We start from the raw sequence: 19,104 nt of genomic DNA on the forward strand, positions 1-19,104 counted from the left end.
CTCCTTACGCTAGATAAGCGAGGCGTTCGCCTGCTTTATAGGCTGCATCGATCGTCGCACCACCGAGACAGATGTCTCCATCATAGAACACGACCGCTTGTCCTGGTGTGATTGCTCGTTGACGCTCGTCAAACGAGACATCGAGTCCCTCTTCGAGGACACGAACCGTGACCGCTGTATCTTGTTGACGGTAACGGAATTTCGCCGTACAACGGAATGTCTCACCGACCGGACGCTCAGATGTCCAGCTGACATCTGAAGCATGTAATCCTTCCGAATACAACAATTCGTTATGGAATCCTTGATCGACATAGAGGATGTTCTCCTCTAAATTTTTCCCGACGACGAACCAAGGCTCTCCGTCGCCACCGATACCGAGTCCATGACGTTGCCCCATCGTATAGTACATCAATCCATCGTGACGTCCCATGACGTTGCCGTCAAGTGTCCGCATCTCACCGGGTTGGGCCGGCAGATATTGACCGAGGAACTGTTTGAAGTTCCGCTCGCCAATGAAGCAAATGCCTGTCGAGTCTTTTTTCTTCGCCGTTGCGAGGTTCGCTTCTTCTGCGATCCGGCGCACTTCTGATTTTTCCATGTGCCCGATCGGGAACATCGCCTTCGCGATTTGCTCTTGCGACAATTGATTCAAGAAATATGTTTGATCCTTGTTTGCATCAACGCCTCGAAGCAATTTATGTTCTCCATCCTCATAGACGGCCCGCGCATAGTGCCCTGTCGCGACGAAATCGGCACCAAGACGCATCGCGTGATCGAGGAAGGCTTTGAACTTGATTTCCTTGTTACACATGACGTCCGGATTCGGTGTCCGACCGAGTTTATATTCATCGAGGAAGTACGTGAAGACCTTATCCCAGTACTCTTTCTCGAAATTGACCGCATAGTACGGAATGCCGATTTGATTGGCTACCGCGATGACGTCTTCATAATCTTCCGTCGCCGTACAAAAGCCGTTCTCATCCGTGTCATCCCAGTTTTTCATGAAGATTCCGATGACGTTATAGCCTTGCTCTTTTAATAAATGAGCGGTCACAGAAGAATCGACACCGCCCGACATCCCAACGACGACTGTCGTTTCACTCGGGGCTTTCGCTCGTGTATTCATTTATTTCACCTCTTAGTTAATTCTGAAACGATTTTACGACATCTTGCAAGGCTTGTGCGAGTAGTTCGACTTGCGCGAGCTCATTTCCGTGACCAAAACTGATTCGGACCGATGCTCGTGTCCGTTCATCTTCGCCATACATCGCCGATAAGACATGCGAAGGTGCGACGGATCCTGCCGTACATGCACTCCCGCTCGATACGGCTATCTGGCGCATATCGAGCATGATCAAGAACGGTTCGATCTCAATCTGCGGGAAGTAAAGATTGAGGACATTCGGTAATCCTTCAACACCGTTGACTTCGTAAGTGACGCCACTTTCATCCAATCGCGTCAGCAAAACGCTGCGCAACTGTTTGATGTGGTCCTGTTGTTGATCACGCTCCGCGATCATCAGTTCGAGCGCTTTCGCTAAACCGACGATTCCCGGTACGTTCTCTGTACCAGCACGACGCTTGCGTTCCTGTTCTCCTCCGAACGTTTGAGGAGCTAACTTCACACCAGTCCGTACATACAACAATCCGATTCCTTTTGGACCATTGATTTTATGACCAGACGCTGATAAGAGATCGACCTGTAACGCTTCGACATCGATTGCTTGTTTCCCGAACACTTGCACCGCGTCCGTATGGAACAAAATACCGCGTTCTCGTAGAAATTGACCGAATGCCGCAATCGGCTGAATCGTTCCAACTTCATTGTTGCCGAACATGATCGAGACGAGTGTCGTATCTTCCCGTACCGCTTCTTGCAAAGCAGCCATTGAGACGACGCCTGTATCTGGAACATCGAGATACGTGACGTCATAGCCTTGTTTTTCGAGCTCTTCGAACGCATGTAATACAGCATGGTGCTCAAACCGTGTCGTAATGAGATGACGCCCTTTTTCACGCGCCGCCTCAGCCGCACCGAAAATCGCATAATTATCCGATTCCGTTCCACCACTCGTAAAAATCAGTTCGGTTGGTTTCGCGTTCAATTCTTGTGCGATCTGCCGGCGTGCTTTGTCAATTGCTGCCCGAGCAGACCGACCAGCCGCGTGGACACTCGATGGGTTGCCGTACTGTTCGAGCAAATAAGGCGTCATCGCCTCAAGGACTTCCGGACGCATCGGCGTCGTCGCCGAATGGTCAAAGTAATTCATTCGTTTTCACCTCTCAAATATAGAACATGTATCCTGTATCTTCTTCTTCCGCTAAGTCTTGTAGCGTTGTTGAATCGAGTACTTGATCGACTGCTTGCTGGATTTTATCCCAAAGTTTGCGCTTCGTGACCTCGTCACACGCATCGCCTTCGACGACCACGAGTGGTCCTTCAAGCAGACGGATGATTTCACCCGCTGTGATGTTTTGCGCTTCACGACCGAGCTTATACCCGCCGTAAGCACCACGGACACTTTTGACGAGACCTCCATTACGAAGGGGGGCAATCAACTGTTCAAGATAATGCTCAGATAAGTCATACATCTGCGCGATTTTTTTTAGGGATAATGGTTTAGATTCAGCTTCTTTCGCGAGTGCGATCATGATCGTCAGACCATATCGCCCTTTCGTCGAGATTTTCATCATGCGAAGGATCATCCTTTCTAGTATAGTAGTAGCTAAAAGTGGAAGGAGCGTATGTGTATGGCACATTTATTTGAATCCCAGTCACCTGCCGGACCGCTCGCGAATCGAATGCGTCCGCAGAATCTGGATGAAATCGTCGGACAACGCCATCTGATTGGAGAGACGACGCTCCTGCGGCGTGCCATCTTAGCCGATCGTCTCGGAACCGTCATTTTTTACGGTCCACCCGGAACCGGTAAGACGACGCTCGCGCGTGTCATCTCTAGTTATACGAAATCAGCGTTCGAACAATTGAACGCGGTCACAGCGAAACTGGAACAATTACGGGAAATTCTAAAAGCGGCCGAAGCCCGTCTTCAGTTCGAGGATCAAAAAACGATTCTCTTTCTCGATGAGATCCATCGATTCAATAAGATGCAACAAGACGCTTTACTGCCAGCGCTCGAAGCAGGTACGATCACGTTGATCGGGGCAACGACTGAAAATCCGAGTTTTGAGGTCAACGCCGCTCTGTTATCGCGGGCAACGGTTTTTCGTTTCGAACCCCCGACGCCAGATGACTTACGGATCGTCCTCGACCGGACCCTAAAAGACGAAGAGCGTGGTCTTGGCAAATATCCGATCACGATCACGGATGACGCGATCGATCATTACGTCAAGTTGTCGGATGGCGATTACCGGGCATTGTTGAATGCGCTTGAACTCGCCGTCTTAACGACACCGGAAATCGATGGTCAGATCACGATCGATCTCGCTGTCGCCGAGGAATCGATTCAACAAAAAGCATTGAAGTACGATAAGGACGGCGATCGGCATTATGATGTCATCTCCGCCTTCATCAAATCGATTCGGGGTTCCGATCCCGACGCTGCGCTCTACTGGCTCGCTGTCATGATTGAAGCGGGCGAAAGTCCGCGCTTCATCGTACGGCGTCTCTACGTCCATGCGGCAGAAGACATCGGTCTGTCTGATCCGCAAGCATTATTGATGGTCGATGCTTGCGCACGCGCGTGCGAGTACGTCGGTTTCCCTGAAGCAAGGATTCCGCTCGCTGAAACCGTCTTATATCTCGCGACGGCGCCGAAATCGAATGCTGTCATCTCAGCGATCGATCAAGCATTGACACTCGTCCGTCGTTCAGACGGTGGTCCGGTACCGCCGCATTTGCGCGATGCCCATCATCCAGGGGCAGCAGCACTTGGAAATGGCGTCACCTATCAGTATCCGCACGACTTCGAACATGCCTATGTGCCACAGAATTACTGGCCGGAGAACCTTGCCCGGACAAAACCAGTCTTTTATCGTCCAAGCCCACGCGGTTTTGAGAAACAACTGCAAGCTCGACTTGATTTTTGGCACAAACAAACAGCCACACATCAGAAAAAGCGACCATAAGGTCGCTTTTTTTAACGAACGCGTTCGATCGTCACGCCGGCTTCACGGACGATCTCATTGATGACGTAGCTCGCTGCGATCAATCCACCAACTGATGGAACAAACGCATTCGAACTTGGCGGCATCTTTGCCTTACGAATTGCAGCCGCATCGTTTCCGACGACTTGACGGACTTCTTCGATGATCTTAACGGGCGGTTCATCAGAGAAGACGACAGGAACACCTTTATGAATACCGGCTTTCCGAAGTTTCGTCCGAATGACCTTCGCTAGTGGATCATAACTTGTATCTTTGATGTCAACGATCTTGATGCGTGTTGGATCCATCTTGTTCGCCATCCCCATGCTTGAGATGATTGGAATGTTACGTTTCTTACATTCCTGAATCAAGTGAATCTTGAACGAGACCGTGTCCGATGCATCGATGACATAATCCGGTTGCTGTTCGAAGAACGACTCGAATGTCTCTTCATTGTAGAACATCTTCAAGCGAACGATTTCAAGATCCGGATTGATTAACGCAAGACGTTCTGCCATCGCATCGACCTTCGGTTGACCAACCGTCGGAAGCAAAGCATGGATTTGTCGGTTGACGTTCGTGATGTCGATATCGTCCTTATCGACAAGAATCAAACGACCTACACCACTGCGGGCAAGCGCTTCTGCTGAGAATGATCCAACACCACCGATACCCAGAATAGCGACGGACTTGGATGCCAATGCGTCAAGTCCAGTTTTACCGATTGCTAATTCATTACGCGAAAATTGATGTAACATCTCATAACCTCACAATACTCATACTGTTTTACTCGGAATTATATCATAAAAAAAAACGTCATGCGACGTGTCAAACAACAAAATAATAAGACGATGGGACCCGAAGTGCCGTGTCGATACCTTATTTTTGAACCTGCTGTGCAGGTGGGTGTCTTATCCGATTCCTATTCGTACGTCCTCCTGCTGTGTTACGAGGCATGTACTACTAGTTGGAACGTCAAACTCCCTATCAAAAAAGAGTGGCTCAAAGATAAAAGGCGGCTCTCGTACAATTCAGGAACCCCATCTGATGCATTTAATATAGCATCCTCCCCTCTGAAATGCAACTACTTCCCACTCCAGAAAAAGATGCTTTTTTCAGGTCCAACGTTTCGTGAAGTGTTGATTCGGATCATATCGTTGTTGTTGGAATGCAGGATCGAATCGTGGTGTGCGTGTTGCATTCCCGACACCCGCGATGAACGCCCAGTTCCCATAGTTCGAAGCGACATCATAGTCGATCAACTGCTGTTCGAAATATCGCGCTCCGATGCGCCAGTCCTGCTTTAATTCATGAATTAGATAACTGGCAACGATCTGCCTGCCGCGGTTCGACATCCATCCCGTCTCGCGAATCTCGTTCATGAAGGCGTCGACGAATGGCACACCGGTTTTTCCTTCTATCCAGCGTTCGACAGCTAGCTGGTCCGCCTTCCACGTGTATTGACCTTCTTGTAATCCGCTCGCACGGAACAGACGGCTTCCTGTCTCACGCATCGTCAAATGGAAGAAGTCACGCCATAACAGTTCGAAATACAACCAGTACGTCGAATCATTCGCTCCCTTTTTTCGCTCGGCTTCCTGCAATTCAGCCATGACGCGACGCGGCGAGAGTGATCCGTTCGCTAGCCAGGCAGACAGCTTCGAAGAATCATTTCGTAAGAACCCATTCCGTGTTTCTTTATAGGTGAATACAGGCTCAGCAAGGTATTCCTGAAGGCGCGCTCTCCCTGCTGACTCTCCACCACGGAACGGGAACGCGATTTCGGGATTCGCTTCGACCGATTCTTCTTTTACTAACTGAATACCGGTTGGTGGATCGAGTGGATCGTAGAAGGTCCCTTTCGCCTCGACACGTTTTCGAAATGCCGTAAAGACGCGTTTTAATTCATCACTTCCGATATCTTCGCGACGATGTAATGTCTGTGTCTCAAAAGAACGGACGGCATACTTGTCTTCGATATACTGTTCACTTGCCGCTTCTTCTGTGCCGGTCATCTTATGGAAATAGACGGTATCATCCGCTTGCAGGTAAGAATCGAGTGTCTCAATTGTCTCCCCTTCTACTATATCTAACGTAATCCCGATTTGAGACAGATGACCCGCTAGGTTCTCTAGTGTCTCTTGTTCGAACCGTGCTTGTTGTGTACCTCTTTTAAAATCGCGTTTCTTTTGGTCTTTAACGTATACGGCACGAATGACGTCTTGTTCTTCACACGCACTCCGAAGTGCCTCATGATCATCGACACGTAAATCATGACGATACCAAACGACTGCTCCCATATTGATCGACTCCCTTCTCCTTATACTATGACCCGACCAAGGTAGATAGAAAACCACTTGATGTGCCGATGAGGTTTTAAGACGTTGTTTTCGTGGAATATGATTAGTACAACAAATCAGAGGAGTGAATGAATCAATGGCAGCAAAACGCGGTAAACTCAGAACATTAATGACGCTCGTAACGACGGTTGGTCCAATCGTCTATAAATTCTATAAAAAACAGCAGTCGAAAAAATCAATCAACAACCCTAAATAAAAAATGGACGTCTCCTTATCGGAGCGTCCATTTTTTAACGTTTACTTACCCCTTCACTCGCCTCTACATAAAACCGCCATGGATAGGCTGTCGCTTCTCCTGCATTCGGAATACCGATCCGTGTCGTCTGGACGATCGCGTCGACCGAGTCAGCAACGAGTCGGAAACGGTCTTGATAAAGATCCTGTCCCGAATCAGCTGTCGTTAGACCGAATCCTTGGCACAGTTTCGCCGGTCCATTGACGAGATTGCGTCGTTGCGCCGCTGTCAACTCTGCGTAGGAACAACCAAAACGACGTTCAGCGACGAGATCGTGCCCACTAATGATTTCCGCACCTCGTAGCAACAGTCCGTATCCTTCCCCTTCATGTCCACAAACGATATTCATGCAGTGATGCATACCATATGTGAAATATACATAAAGATGCCCCGGCGGACCGAACATCGGTGCCGTCCGTTTCGTTGGTTTTCCGGAAAATGAATGTGCTGCTTGATCGTGAGGACCGAGATAGGCTTCGACCTCGACGATCCGCATCGTCACCTCATCGACTGTGATCTGTGTTCCTAAGAAGTCTGGACCGACTTCAACCGGAGACCGTTCAAAAAAGTGTCGTTCCATCCGTTCATCCTCCTTCATGAAACAAGCGAATCTCCCATACCGGAAGATTCGCTTGTCGTGTCTTACGATTGTTTGACTGCTGTTCGAATCGAGAGATCGTTTAATTGTGCATCTGAGACTGGGCTTGGTGCTGCCGTCAACAGATCACTTGCTGATGCTGTTTTCGGGAAGGCAATCGTATCACGCAAGTTTGAACGTCCTGCGAGTAACATAACGAGACGGTCTAGACCAAGTGCGATCCCCGCATGTGGTGGTGTTCCGTATTCGAATGCTTCCATCAAGAAACCGAACTGCTCGTTTGCTTCTTCTTCTGTGAAGCCAAGCAACTTAAACATCCGCTCTTGGATATCCCGTTCGTAGATCCGTTGTGATCCACCGCCGAGCTCGTATCCGTTCAAGACGAGGTCGTACGCGACGGCGAGGACTTTTCCAGGATCCGTCTCGAGCAATTCGAGATCTTCACGACGTGGCATCGTGAACGGGTGGTGGTTCGCGTAGAAACGACCTTCTTCTTCTTCGTACGTGACGAGTGGGAAATCCGTCACCCAAAGGAAGTTGAAGACCGACTCATCGATCAAGTCCAGTTCCTTCGCTAATTTCTGACGGAGTGCACCTAAGCTATCTGCTACGATCGATGATTTTGCTGCGACGAACAACAATAAGTCGCCTGCTTCCGCATCTGTCGCCGCTGTCAGGCGAGCAGTTGCTTCTTCGTCAAAGAACTTCGCGATCGGACCGTTCAGTCCGTCCGCTGTCATTTTGACCCAAGCGAGACCTTTTGCACCGTAGATCGCCGTGAATTCTTGTAACTTATCGATATCTTTCCGCGAGAAGCGCTCAGCTGCACCTTTGACGTTCAATGCTTTGACTTCACCACCTGCTTCAAGTGCCATGTCGAATACTTTGAATCCTGCACCTTTGACGGCTTCCGCGACATCGATCAATTCGAGACCGAAGCGTGTATCCGGCTTATCCGAACCATACCGGCTCATCGCTTCCGCATATGGCATCCGTGGGAACGGTGTCACGATGTCTTTGCCAAGCGTTTCCTTCATGACACGTGTCATCATCGACTCCATCATCGCATACAAATCTTCGATGTCCATGAAGCTCGTCTCGATGTCGACTTGCGTGAATTCAGGTTGACGGTCTGCCCGTAAGTCTTCGTCACGGAAACAACGTGCAATTTGGAAGTACCGCTCAAAACCAGACACCATCAGCAATTGTTTGAACAATTGTGGCGATTGTGGCAAGGCATAGAACTCACCTGGGTGAACACGACTCGGAACGAGATAGTCACGTGCGCCTTCTGGTGTTGATTTCGTTAGGATCGGTGTCTCGACTTCCAGGAAGTCTTGCTCATCGAGGAAGTTCCGCATGATGTTCGATGCTTTCGAACGGAGACGGAATGTCTCTTGGAGCGATGGACGACGTAAGTCAAGATAACGGTATTTGAGACGTAAATCTTCTGACGTCTGTTCTGCTTCTTCACTGATCGGGAATGGTGTCATCTTCGCTGCGTTCAAGATGACGACTTCATCCGCGACGACCTCGACTTGCCCAGTCGGGATGTTCGGGTTCGGATTCTCACGGGCGATGACGTGTCCTTTGATATCGAGGACATACTCTGAACGAATTGATTCCGCAAGGCGGTGTGCCTGCTCGTTTTCCGGTTGGAAGACGATTTGGACGATGCCACTACGGTCGCGGAGATCAAGGAAGATCAATCCTCCTAAGTCACGTCGTTTTTGAACCCATCCTTTAAGTTGAACGTGCTGTCCGATGACTTCTTCTGTCACCTGACCGTTCATATGCGTGCGTCCGATCATTGTGCTTCCTCCTTTAATTTCGCGACGATTGTATCAGCGACTGCTGATAACGGAACGTCCGTCTGTTCCCCTGTAGCCATGTTCTTCAGCGCCGCTGCACCACGCTCGACTTCTTCATCCCCGAGGATGACCGTGTAGCGTGCTTTCAAGCGATCGGCTGCCTTGAATTGTCCTTTGAACTTCCGACCGAGATAATCGCGATCCGCGACGAGTCCTTCGAGACGCATCAATTGTAAGAGACGTGTTGCTGTCTTTTCGACTTCGTCACTGCCTTGCGCGACGATGAAGACATCGATTTGATCGTCGACTACCGGTAAGACGTTCTCATTCTCAAGCGCCATCAATAAACGCTCGATGCCGATTCCGAATCCGATTCCCGGCGTTGCCGGTCCACCGATTTGTTCGACGAGACCGTTGTATCGTCCACCGCCACATAATGTCGTAATCGCTCCGAAGCCTTCTGCTTCTGACATGATCTCGAACGCCGTGTGATTGTAATAATCGAGTCCGCGGACGAGCGTTGGATCAACGACATACTCGATGCCGAGTGCATCTAAGTGAAGCAATACTTCGTCGAAGTAGGCTTTTGATGCCGGGTTTAAGTAATCGAGAATTGATGGTGCCGTTGCCATACTCGGGTGATCGCGGTCGACCTTACAGTCGAGGACACGAAGTGGATTCGTTTCGAGACGGTTCTGACAGTCCTGACATAACTCGTGAACGACCGGCTTGAAGTGATCGACGAGTGCTGCCCGGTGTGCCGCGCGACTTTCGTTATCCCCGAGTGTATTGATGACGAGCTTGAGGTGCTTCAATCCGAATGAACGGTAGATGCTCATCGCGAGACTGATGACTTCCGCATCAATCGCTGGCTGTTCACTACCGAGTGCTTCGACTCCATATTGGTGGAGCTGACGGAAACGACCTGCTTGCGGACGTTCATAACGGAACATCGGTCCGATATAGAACAATTTCGTCGGTTGGTTCGGTGAACCGAACAGTTTGTTCGTCACGAATGAACGAACGACAGCAGCCGTTCCTTCTGGACGTAACGTCAACTGGTCTTTTCCGCGTTTCTCAAGCATGAACATCTCTTTTTGAACGATATCCGTCGTCTCACCGACGCCACGTTTAAAGAGTTCTGTCTCCTCAAAAATCGGCGTCCGGATTTCCTTATAGTTGTAACGCTTACTGATGTCACGTAATTGTTGCTCGATGTACTGCCAGCGTTCGACTGTTCCTGGAAGGACATCAAACGTACCGCGTGGTAATTTCATCTCAAATTCCTCCTTTTTTGAATACAAAAAAGTCCTCGTCCGCAAAGGGACGAGAACTTGAAGATCCCGTGGTACCACCCTGGTTGTCAAATCACATTTGACCACTCGGTGCAGTTAACGCCTGCGTACGACCTTCCCTACTATCGGTTCAGGAAGATACCTCGGAAGGGTCTTTCATCGAGTTCGTCTGTTCGCCCTTCCAGCCAAGGGGCGACTCTCTAAGCAGACGAGGTCTTGATTACTCCTCTTCGTCTTCGGTCGTATGAATCATTTGGTTACGTCTAATATTGCCTCGTCTCTCGGTTCCTGTCAAGCGTTTGCTTCTTTTTCAAGAATCAATGTCACCGGTCCATCATTGACGAGCGCGATATCCATCATCGCACCGAACTGACCTGTCTCGACCGTCAGTCCTTGCGCACGAAGACGTTCATTGAACGCTTCATACAATTCGTTGGCAAGATCCGGTTTCGCTGCTTCCGTGAACGCTGGGCGACGTCCTTTTTTGACATCACCATACAACGTGAACTGTGAGACGGATAGAATCTGACCGTCGACATCTTGCAACGAGCGGTTCATCCGTTCCTCTTCATCTTCAAACACGCGGAGTCCTGCGATTTTATCAGCTAACCAGTTCACCTGATCAATCGTATCTTCGTGCGTGACACCGACAAGCAAGAGAAAACCTTGCTTGATTTGACCGATGACCTCCTGATCGACTGTGACACTTGCTTCTTTGACTCGTTGTAATACGACTCGCATGACTCATCCGCTCCTTACGTCATCATGACGCGATGCACAGCATACACGTCAGAGATTTGTTTGATCCGATCGACGACTTTCTGTAGATGGTTGACGTTGTTGATCGCGATCGTCATCGTGATTTTGGCTTGTTTACTGTCGTCGCCTTTCCCGCTAACGGCGACGATGTTCGTATTCGTCGCAGATACCGACTGCAGGACATCGTTCAATAATCCTGCACGGTCGAATCCAGAAATTTCGATTTCGACGTTATAACTCTTAACGGCTTTGCCTTCGTGTTCCCACTCGACTTCGAGCAAGCGTTCTGGATTTTGTTCATGAATGACATTCAAACAATCCGTCCGGTGAATCGAAACACCCCGTCCACGTGTGATGTACCCGACGATATCGTCCCCTGGTACTGGATTACAACAACGACTCATGCGAACGAGCATGTTATCGATTCCTTTGACACGAACACCTTCTGGATTTTCCTTCTTCGGACGATCGAACGTCTTCATCTCACTGATCGCTTCGTTCAGTTCAAGATTTTTAGATTCTTTGTCTTTGCGTAACTTTTCCGTCAATTTATGAGCGACTTGGGCAGCGGTCAGACCATGATACCCAACGGCAGCATACATGTCTTCTTCTTGCGCGAAGTTGAACTTCCGCGTCACGTCTTCGAGCGTCTTCTCATTGATGACTTCCTTCGGCTCGAATCCGAGCTTCTTCACTTCCGCTTCGATCAGTTCCCGTCCTTTAGATACGTTCTCTTCCCGTTGCTGACGTTTGAACCATTGACGGATCTTATTCTTCGCCTGACTCGACACACAAATCTTGAGCCAGTCCTTACTTGGACCATAGCTGTGTTTTGATGTGACGATTTCAATGATGTCACCTGTCTTCAGCTTATAATCAATCGGTACCATCCGTCCGTTGACTTTCGCTCCGATCGTCCGGTGACCGATTTCTGTATGAATCCGGTAGGCATAATCAATCGGAACAGAGCCTTTCGGCAATTCGATGACGTCGCCTTTTGGTGTAAAGACGTACAACATGTCACTAAAGAAGTCGACTTTGACCGATTCCATGAATTCTTCAGCATCCGCCGTATCCTTCTGCAACTCAAGGATTTCCCGGAAATGGGCAATCTTATCCTCAAAGCCTGATTTCGCTTCCTGTTCCTTACCTTCTTTATACGCCCAGTGAGCGGCAATCCCGTACTCGGCAATAAAGTGCATGTCCCGTGTCCGAATTTGGACCTCGAGCGGCTCGCCTTTCGGTCCGATGACCGTCGTATGCAGCGATTGATACATGTTCGGCTTCGGCATCGCGATATAATCCTTGAAACGTCCCGGCATCGGTTTATATTGCGTATGAATGATTCCGAGAACAGCGTAACAGTCCTTGATTGAATCGACGATGATGCGCACAGCCATCAAGTCATAGATTTCACTGAACTCTTTTTTCGAGTTTTGCATCTTGTTATAAATGGAATAGATATGCTTCGGACGTCCATCGACTTCCGCTGCGATTTGTACATCATCAAGTACTTCGTTGACCTCTTCGATGACCGAACTGACGAGCGCTTCGCGTTCCGTCCGTTTTTGTTTCATCATTGAGACAATCCGGTAGTACTGTTGTGGATTGATATAACGCAAACTGATGTCTTCGAGTTCCCACTTGATCGTCGAGATCCCGAGACGATGCGCAAGCGGTGCAAAGATTTCGAGCGTCTCTTCTGCCTTTTGCACCTGCTTTTCCTTGACCATATGTTGCAACGTTCGCATGTTATGCAAACGGTCAGCCAGTTTGATCAAGATGACGCGAATGTCTTCTGCCATCGCAATGAACATCTTCCGATGATTCTCAGCCAATTCTTCGCGTTTCGATTTATATTTGATTTTCCCGAGTTTCGTCACGCCGTCAACGAGCATCGCGACGTCGGGTCCGAATCGTTCCGTTAATTCTTCGAGAGTAATGTCCGTATCTTCGACGACATCATGAAGAAGCGCAGCGACAATCGTCGTTGCATCCAAACCAATATCGACTAAGATACCGGCAACTTGTACCGGATGAATGATGTAAGGTTCCCCAGAACGGCGGAATTGCCCATCATGTTCGTCTTTCGCGAATTGGTAAGCCCGTTCGATGTCTTTGACTTCAGCTTGCGTCATGTATTCCGCACATCGAGCGAGAAGGTCTTCTACATTTACGATTTGTTTGTTTGTCATCCCTTTTCCTCACCCAGTCCCCGGGATCGTCTGCAACGGAATCCCTAATATATAGTTCTTATTATCGTGAAATCTTGAGAAGATGTCAAAATAAAAAGAAATACCCCCTTGGTCACCATGTACCAAGAGAGTATATATGCTTTAGTCTTCGTAGCGAATCAATGAGAGAACGTCGTATCCTTCGAGTTTCTCACGTCCACCAAGACCATCGAGTTCAATCAAGAATCCGATTCCGGCAACCGTTCCGCCTAATTTTTCAATCATTTGGATCGTCGCTTCGATCGTACCACCTGTTGCAAGCAAGTCGTCAAGGATGACGACGCGTTGTCCTGGTTGAATCGCATCTTCATGCATCGTCAAGACGTCTTTTCCGTACTCAAGACCATACTCGACACGGACTGTCTCACGTGGTAATTTTCCTTCTTTACGGACAGGTACGAATCCGATCTCCATCGCGTAAGCGGCTGGGCAACCAACGACGAATCCACGTGCTTCTGGACCCGCGATGACATCAGCACCTTTACTGCGTGCATATTCGACGAGTGCATCAACCGATTGTTTGTACACTGGTCCGTTCTGCATGAGTGATGTGATGTCTTTGAAACTGATTCCTTCTTTCGGCCAGTTTTCGACCTCTTTTATATGCTGTTTGAACTCCATGTCTTTTCCTCCTGCTTCGCCGCTTCTACCAAAGTATCAAAACGCTCTTTCAACTGAGCGAGTGACGAATAAATGTATTGTTGCTCGAGCTCTTGACGCGCTTCATGACGCTGGTACGTCGGAGCTTCCGTCAGATCTCGTTTTGCAGCATTTGGGTTCACACCCGGCAGCCCGTCCTCCATTGTAACAAGAAAATCAAGTTCCGAGAATACCGAATGCATAAAGTTAATCGATCGTTTCGTCCATTTTCGCGATTTCGACAAACGTACGAGACCAATCCGGAGCTCGTCACGTGGACATTTCGCGAAATACTGGAAGTAATGCTTGAAGTCCTCGCGCGATGGAATCGTCTCGAAATAATAGCCCTCGTCCTTAAAGGCACAATAAATCCGCTCTGCCTGTTGGACGTATGGATAAAATGCCGCTTCTTCTTCCGGTAGATCAAGGAAAACGATATTTTGACGAATCGGTCCGTTCAACGGACGTTCCGCGTACTTCTCCTTCACCTCATCAGTAAAGGCAACGAATGTCGTCGTCTCATGTGGTAACGCGAATAGTTCGCTCAGAGGTCGCTTACCCCCACGGTAATCGAACACTTGAACATCTTCGACAGCGACATCTTGAATCATCAATTGTGGTTTACGGAACCCATTCCATTCATTGATGTTCAGACTGCCCATCAAGTGAATCTCGGATAAAGTCGAGACTTCATCGACAAGGTCGCCGAAGCCGAAGCCGATTGCATCGAGTTCCTTTCCGTCGCCTGATAATAGTGCTTTGACATGCGTCAAATCACGACCGATCCGTTTCATGTCACGAATCTTCGCCTGCTCGATGACGATTCGTGGCGCAGGATTTCCCATCCCGAAAGGCGCGAGTCGCTGAATATCTTCAATCAACTGAATCGAGACATCACTGACCTGTAGACGTAGATCCACATCGATCGTCGCGATGAAGGCATCGTCCGGCAACGTACTTGCTTGTTCATTCAAACGTTGACGTAACGCCTCGACGTCATCGGAAGAGAGCGTCATGCCGGCAGCAGCCGGATGTCCTCCGAAATGCGGCAAGATATCTTCACATTTCGTGAGTTCAGCGAATAAATCAAAGGCTGGAATCGATCGTCCAGAACCCTTCGCTGTTCCTTTTTCAGCATCATGACACAGCATGATGACGGGACGATGGTATTTTTCAACGAGTCGCGAGGCGACGATCCCGACGACACCTGGATTCCAATCTGCCGCATCGACGACGAGTACGCGGTCATCTTTAAAACGTTCTTCGACAAGCGCCGTTGCTTCCTCCGCAATCTGCTTGACGATATCTTGACGTTGTTTATTTTGTTGGTCGAGTTGTTTCGCGAGATGAAGTGCCTCATCTTTGCTTTCCGCTAGTAACATCTCAAGCGCTGGCATCGCCGAATCAAGACGACCTGCCGCATTGATCCGCGGACCGAATGCAAATCCGACTGATTCTTCCGTCAGTTCGTCTTCCGTCAAACTACAAACGTCACGTAATGCAAGGATACCCGGACGTTCACTCGCATTCAGCGCCTCGATGCCTCGTATCGCAAGCAACCTGTTCTCTCCGACGAGCGGCACAAGATCGGCAATCGTTCCGAGCACCGCAAGATCGAGTAACTCGACGGGTTCCCGGTCAAGGAGTGCATGTGCGACTTTAAAGGCAACTCCTGCTCCAGCAAGTTTTGAGAATGGATAATCTGAGTCGACACCCGGATGAATTAAGGCAAAGGCATCAGGTAACGTTTCTTTGGCTTCATGGTGATCGGTAATGATTAAGTCGACACCGAGTTCCTTGAGGACATCTGCTTCGTGGATGCCGGAAATGCCACAGTCTACGGTGATGACGAGACTAAACCCTTCTTCCGCCGCCCAGCGAAACGCTGCTTCGTTCGGTCCATAGCCTTCCGTGAAACGGTTCGGGATGTAGCACTCTGCCATCCCCCCGATTTCGATCAAGGCATGCCAGAGAATCGCAGCGGAACTCACCCCATCGACATCATAATCACCGTAAATCAAAATCATTTCGCCTTCGTTGACGGCACGTTGAATCCGTTCAACGACTTTCGGCATATCCTTAAAGGTAAATGGATCATGGAATGCCATCTGATCCGTCTCTAAAAAATCACGGGCTGCTTCACGAGTCGTGAATCCCCGTTGGACAAGTAGTTGTGCGACGTGCGGTGAGATTGTGCCATCCGCCGTCAATTGTTCGATCTGTTCTGAATCGATGACTTTATCAAGCCATGTTTTTTTAGCATGGTACATCTCTAACCCTCCAATCAACTTCCCCATTATAATAGAAAATCCGCACCAGCGATAGCTGATGCGGATACTCTTTTAAGAAGCGCGTTTTGTGCGACCAAGTGTCCGACCTTTCATCACAAGCCAGAGCTGCGCGGCGATGAAGATCGAAGAATACATTCCCATGATCAACCCGACAAGCAGGGCAAGACTGAATCCGCGGATCGCTTCGCTACCGAAGATGTAGAGTGCTGCTGCTGTCATGACGACCGTGACGACGGTATTGATCGAGCGGATGATCGTCTGTTGGATTGATTCATTGACGATATGCGCCAATTCATCAAACGAGACTTTCCGACCACCTTTTTCAGCGAGTCCGAGATTTTCTCGTACCCTGTCGAACGTAACGATCGTATCGTTGACGGAATACCCGATGATCGTCAGGATCGCCGCGATGAAGTACAAGTTGACTTCGATCTGGAACAGCGAGAAGAATGCCACGATCATCAACGCATCATGTAGCAATGCGAGTACTGTCGCAATTCCGTATAACGGTTGGAATCGGAACGAGACGTAGATGACGATCCCGAGTGACGCGAGCAAGACGGCATAAATCGCGTTACGCGCGATTTCTTGACCAACTTGAGCGGAAACCGTCGAGATGCTCGGTTCCTTATCATACTGCGCTTCAATCGTTTGTTTCATTTCAGAAATTTGATCCTGACTAAATTCACCAACGAACGTGACGTTCGCTAACTTTCCGCCTTGAGCGAACTGAATGCCATCGATTTCTTCCGCATCGATTCCGGCATCTTCAATGACGGAGCGAACGTCCGCTTCCTTAATTTGATTCTCAGAAGAAATCTCGACGCGAGTTCCTTGCGTGAAGTCGATACCAAGGTTCAGACCACGGAACGACAACAAGAGTACAGAAACGATGACAAGCGCGATCGTGATCGCGAAATAAATTTTTCGATGTTTGATGTAATCGAATTTCGTAGGATTAAAGCTCACGGATTTCACTCTCCTTTACACCGAACCATGATTTCTTCTTATCGAACCATCGGCTACTGACAAGGAGTTGCATCAGGTAACGTGAGACAAAGACGTTCGTGACGAACGTGACGGCGATCGAAACCATCAACATGATGGCGAATCCTTTGACCGTACTTGTACCAAAGTAGTACAACACGCCAGCAGAGATCAACGTCGTCAAGTTGGCATCAAGAATCGTACCGAATGAACGACGGTTACCAGCTTTGAATGCAGACAAGACGGATTTTCCACTTCGTAATTCATCCTTGATTCGCTCAGCGGTGATGATGTTCGCATCGACCGCCATCCCGACTCCAAGAACGAGTGCCGCGATCCCCGGTAACGTGAGGACGGCGTTGATCCCGTTAAAGAAGATCATGACAAGATAGATGTAGAACAGCAACGTGATGATGGATACGAATCCAGAGATCCGGTAGAACAGTAGCATGAACAAGAAGACAGCGGCTACACCAATTGCTGACGCGAACAATGTTTGATCAAGTGCATCCTGTCCAAAAGCAGCAGAGACCGACGTCGAGTAGATTTCCTCGAGTTTGACCGGTAATGCACCGGCGTTTAGGATCGATGATAATTGTTTCCCGTACTCGGCATCAATATCGCCACCAGAAATGATCGCTTTATCCGAATTGATCGGTTGTGTGACCGATGCATCTGATACGATCTTTGAATTCGCTTTTTGAATTTCTTTTTCATACGAATCGCCTTTCTCGTAATCGAGCCAGATGACGAGACGATTCGCAGGTGGTTGCATTTGTGAGACTTGTTGTGTCACTTCATAGAATTTCTCTTTTGATTTCATCGTCAACTCGACGAGTGGTTCATTCGTGTTTGGATCATACCCGACTTTTGCCCCTTTGGCTTTTAAGTCTGATCCATCCAGCAACAACTTATCGTTGATGTCACGGAATGACAACTGTGCTGTCGAAGATAAGATTTGACGCGCTTCCGTCTGATCCTTGACGCCAGCAAGCTGGACACGAATCCGGTTATCGCCTTCGATCCGGATGTCCGGTTCAGAGACACCGAGGACGTTGACACGGTTCTCGATTGCCGTCAGCGTCGCACTCATCGCATTTTGATCGATGACGTCTCCTTCTTTCAGCGGTTGTACTTCATACAAGACTTCGAAGCCACCCTTAAGGTCAAGGCCGAGCTTCGTATCCTTCAACAACCATGACGATGTCGTACCGATCAGTACGAGCAACGCGATGACGACGATGAAGAATGTGGCAAGTTTCCCTTTCTTGATCATGCTACATTGTCCTTTCTCTAGTTCCCAGTATATTTTCAGACAACTTTGTTCTCCTATCCTAGCTTACAAAAGAAATGGTAATCTTAGCAAACGTTTTTCTCATATATAAACAGAAAAGACGCTCCGGAATCCGGAAAGCGCCTTTTCAATGCCTTATTCGACAGTTTCGTCGTCCATGACAGTCGTTGATTTTTTCGTCACTTCTGCGACAGCACTTCGGTTGAATGTCAATTGTGCATTACCTGACTTCAATGTCACCGTCATGTCGTCAACTTTTTGGACAACCCCGTGAAGACCACCGATCGTAACGATCGAGTCGCCGCGTGAGAGTTCATTTTGCATCTGACGCACTTGCTTCTGGCGTTTGTTCTGTGGACGGATCAACAAGAAATAGAACACCACGAAGATCAAGATCATCGGGAGGAATGTGATTAAGCCTTCCATCTGATTCAGCTCCTTTTATCATTCAAATCACGTTCATTATACCGTGAAAGAATTGATTTGTCAGACGA

The 19,104-nt window shown here is 48.8% G+C and carries 14 protein-coding genes, 1 other RNA gene, 1 pseudogene and 1 other annotated feature; of the genes and pseudogenes, 1 reads left to right on the forward strand and 15 read right to left on the reverse strand.

Annotated features, from left to right (window positions below; genetic code table 11):
* Positions 1 to 4: 4 nt before the first annotated feature.
* The 3 genes from mnmA to cymR are packed head-to-tail and all read right to left on the reverse strand — an operon-like array spanning position 5 to position 2,691.
* Positions 5 to 1,126 (reverse strand): tRNA 2-thiouridine(34) synthase MnmA, encoded by a 1,122-nt coding sequence (gene mnmA / locus KNQ08_RS07965; RefSeq protein WP_214805221.1) that lies wholly within the window; start codon positions 1,124 to 1,126, stop codon positions 5 to 7.
* A gap of 16 nt (positions 1,127 to 1,142) precedes the next feature.
* Positions 1,143 to 2,270, reverse strand: a complete 1,128-nt coding sequence (locus KNQ08_RS07970) for a cysteine desulfurase family protein (protein WP_149427659.1) — start codon at positions 2,268 to 2,270, stop codon at positions 1,143 to 1,145.
* 13 nt (positions 2,271 to 2,283) lie between these two features.
* Entirely contained in the window at positions 2,284 to 2,691 is a 408-nt protein-coding gene (gene cymR / locus KNQ08_RS07975; RefSeq protein WP_029342236.1) for a cysteine metabolism transcriptional regulator CymR, read from the reverse strand.
* A 60-nt stretch (positions 2,692 to 2,751) separates the two neighbouring features.
* Here cymR and KNQ08_RS07980 point away from each other — a divergent pair, with 60 nt between their 5' ends.
* Positions 2,752 to 4,089 carry a replication-associated recombination protein A gene (locus KNQ08_RS07980; RefSeq protein ID WP_214805223.1) on the forward strand — a complete coding sequence of 446 codons (1,338 nt, stop codon included), beginning with the start codon at positions 2,752 to 2,754 and terminating at the stop codon, positions 4,087 to 4,089.
* A gap of 11 nt (positions 4,090 to 4,100) precedes the next feature.
* Here the strand turns inward: KNQ08_RS07980 and KNQ08_RS07985 are convergent, their stop codons facing one another.
* The 12 genes and pseudogenes from KNQ08_RS07985 to yajC all read right to left on the reverse strand — a co-directional run bounded on the left by KNQ08_RS07985 (position 4,101) and on the right by yajC (position 19,036).
* Positions 4,101 to 4,865: a tRNA threonylcarbamoyladenosine dehydratase gene (locus KNQ08_RS07985; RefSeq protein WP_023468920.1), complete on the reverse strand. Its 765-nt coding sequence runs from the start codon at positions 4,863 to 4,865 to the stop codon at positions 4,101 to 4,103.
* 93 nt (positions 4,866 to 4,958) lie between these two features.
* Positions 4,959 to 5,148: non-coding RNA, 6S RNA (gene ssrS, locus KNQ08_RS07990), on the reverse strand.
* 74 nt (positions 5,149 to 5,222) lie between these two features.
* A complete protein-coding gene (locus KNQ08_RS07995; RefSeq protein WP_214770997.1) occupies positions 5,223 to 6,407 on the reverse strand; it encodes a DASH family cryptochrome in 1,185 nt (394 codons plus the stop codon).
* A gap of 290 nt (positions 6,408 to 6,697) precedes the next feature.
* The gene (locus tag KNQ08_RS08000) at positions 6,698 to 7,282 is read right to left on the reverse strand and encodes a DNA-3-methyladenine glycosylase (protein ID WP_214771000.1); all 585 of its coding nucleotides are present in this window, start codon (positions 7,280 to 7,282) and stop codon (positions 6,698 to 6,700) included.
* A gap of 62 nt (positions 7,283 to 7,344) precedes the next feature.
* Positions 7,345 to 9,111, reverse strand: a complete 1,767-nt coding sequence (gene aspS / locus KNQ08_RS08005; protein WP_214805225.1) for an aspartate--tRNA ligase — start codon at positions 9,109 to 9,111, stop codon at positions 7,345 to 7,347.
* Complete coding sequence (hisS, locus tag KNQ08_RS08010; protein WP_214805227.1) at positions 9,108 to 10,388, reverse strand: histidine--tRNA ligase; 1,281 nt, start codon at positions 10,386 to 10,388, stop codon at positions 9,108 to 9,110. The genes aspS and hisS overlap by 4 nt, the downstream gene beginning before the upstream one ends.
* A 42-nt stretch (positions 10,389 to 10,430) precedes the next feature.
* Positions 10,431 to 10,652 (reverse strand) — a binding site (T-box leader).
* A gap of 45 nt (positions 10,653 to 10,697) precedes the next feature.
* Entirely contained in the window at positions 10,698 to 11,147 is a 450-nt protein-coding gene (gene dtd / locus KNQ08_RS08015; protein WP_058713802.1) for a D-aminoacyl-tRNA deacylase, read from the reverse strand.
* 14 nt (positions 11,148 to 11,161) lie between these two features.
* Entirely contained in the window at positions 11,162 to 13,360 is a 2,199-nt protein-coding gene (locus KNQ08_RS08020) for a RelA/SpoT family protein (RefSeq protein ID WP_023468927.1), read from the reverse strand.
* A 141-nt stretch (positions 13,361 to 13,501) separates the two neighbouring features.
* Positions 13,502 to 14,020, reverse strand: coding sequence for an adenine phosphoribosyltransferase (locus KNQ08_RS08025; RefSeq protein ID WP_023468928.1), 519 nt, complete (start codon positions 14,018 to 14,020; stop codon positions 13,502 to 13,504).
* A complete protein-coding gene (gene recJ, locus KNQ08_RS08030) occupies positions 13,999 to 16,308 on the reverse strand; it encodes a single-stranded-DNA-specific exonuclease RecJ (RefSeq protein ID WP_214805229.1) in 2,310 nt (769 codons plus the stop codon). The genes KNQ08_RS08025 and recJ overlap by 22 nt, the downstream gene beginning before the upstream one ends.
* 72 nt (positions 16,309 to 16,380) lie before the next feature.
* Positions 16,381 to 18,592: pseudogene (secD, locus tag KNQ08_RS16875) on the reverse strand (protein translocase subunit SecD).
* A 153-nt stretch (positions 18,593 to 18,745) separates the two neighbouring features.
* Positions 18,746 to 19,036 (reverse strand): preprotein translocase subunit YajC, encoded by a 291-nt coding sequence (gene yajC, locus KNQ08_RS08045; protein WP_029342244.1) that lies wholly within the window; start codon positions 19,034 to 19,036, stop codon positions 18,746 to 18,748.
* Between the last annotated feature and the right edge of the window lie 68 nt (positions 19,037 to 19,104).

This window comes from Exiguobacterium sp. s46, from assembly GCF_018618875.1.
GTDB lineage: Bacteria > Bacillota > Bacilli > Exiguobacteriales > Exiguobacteriaceae > Exiguobacterium_A > Exiguobacterium_A abrahamii.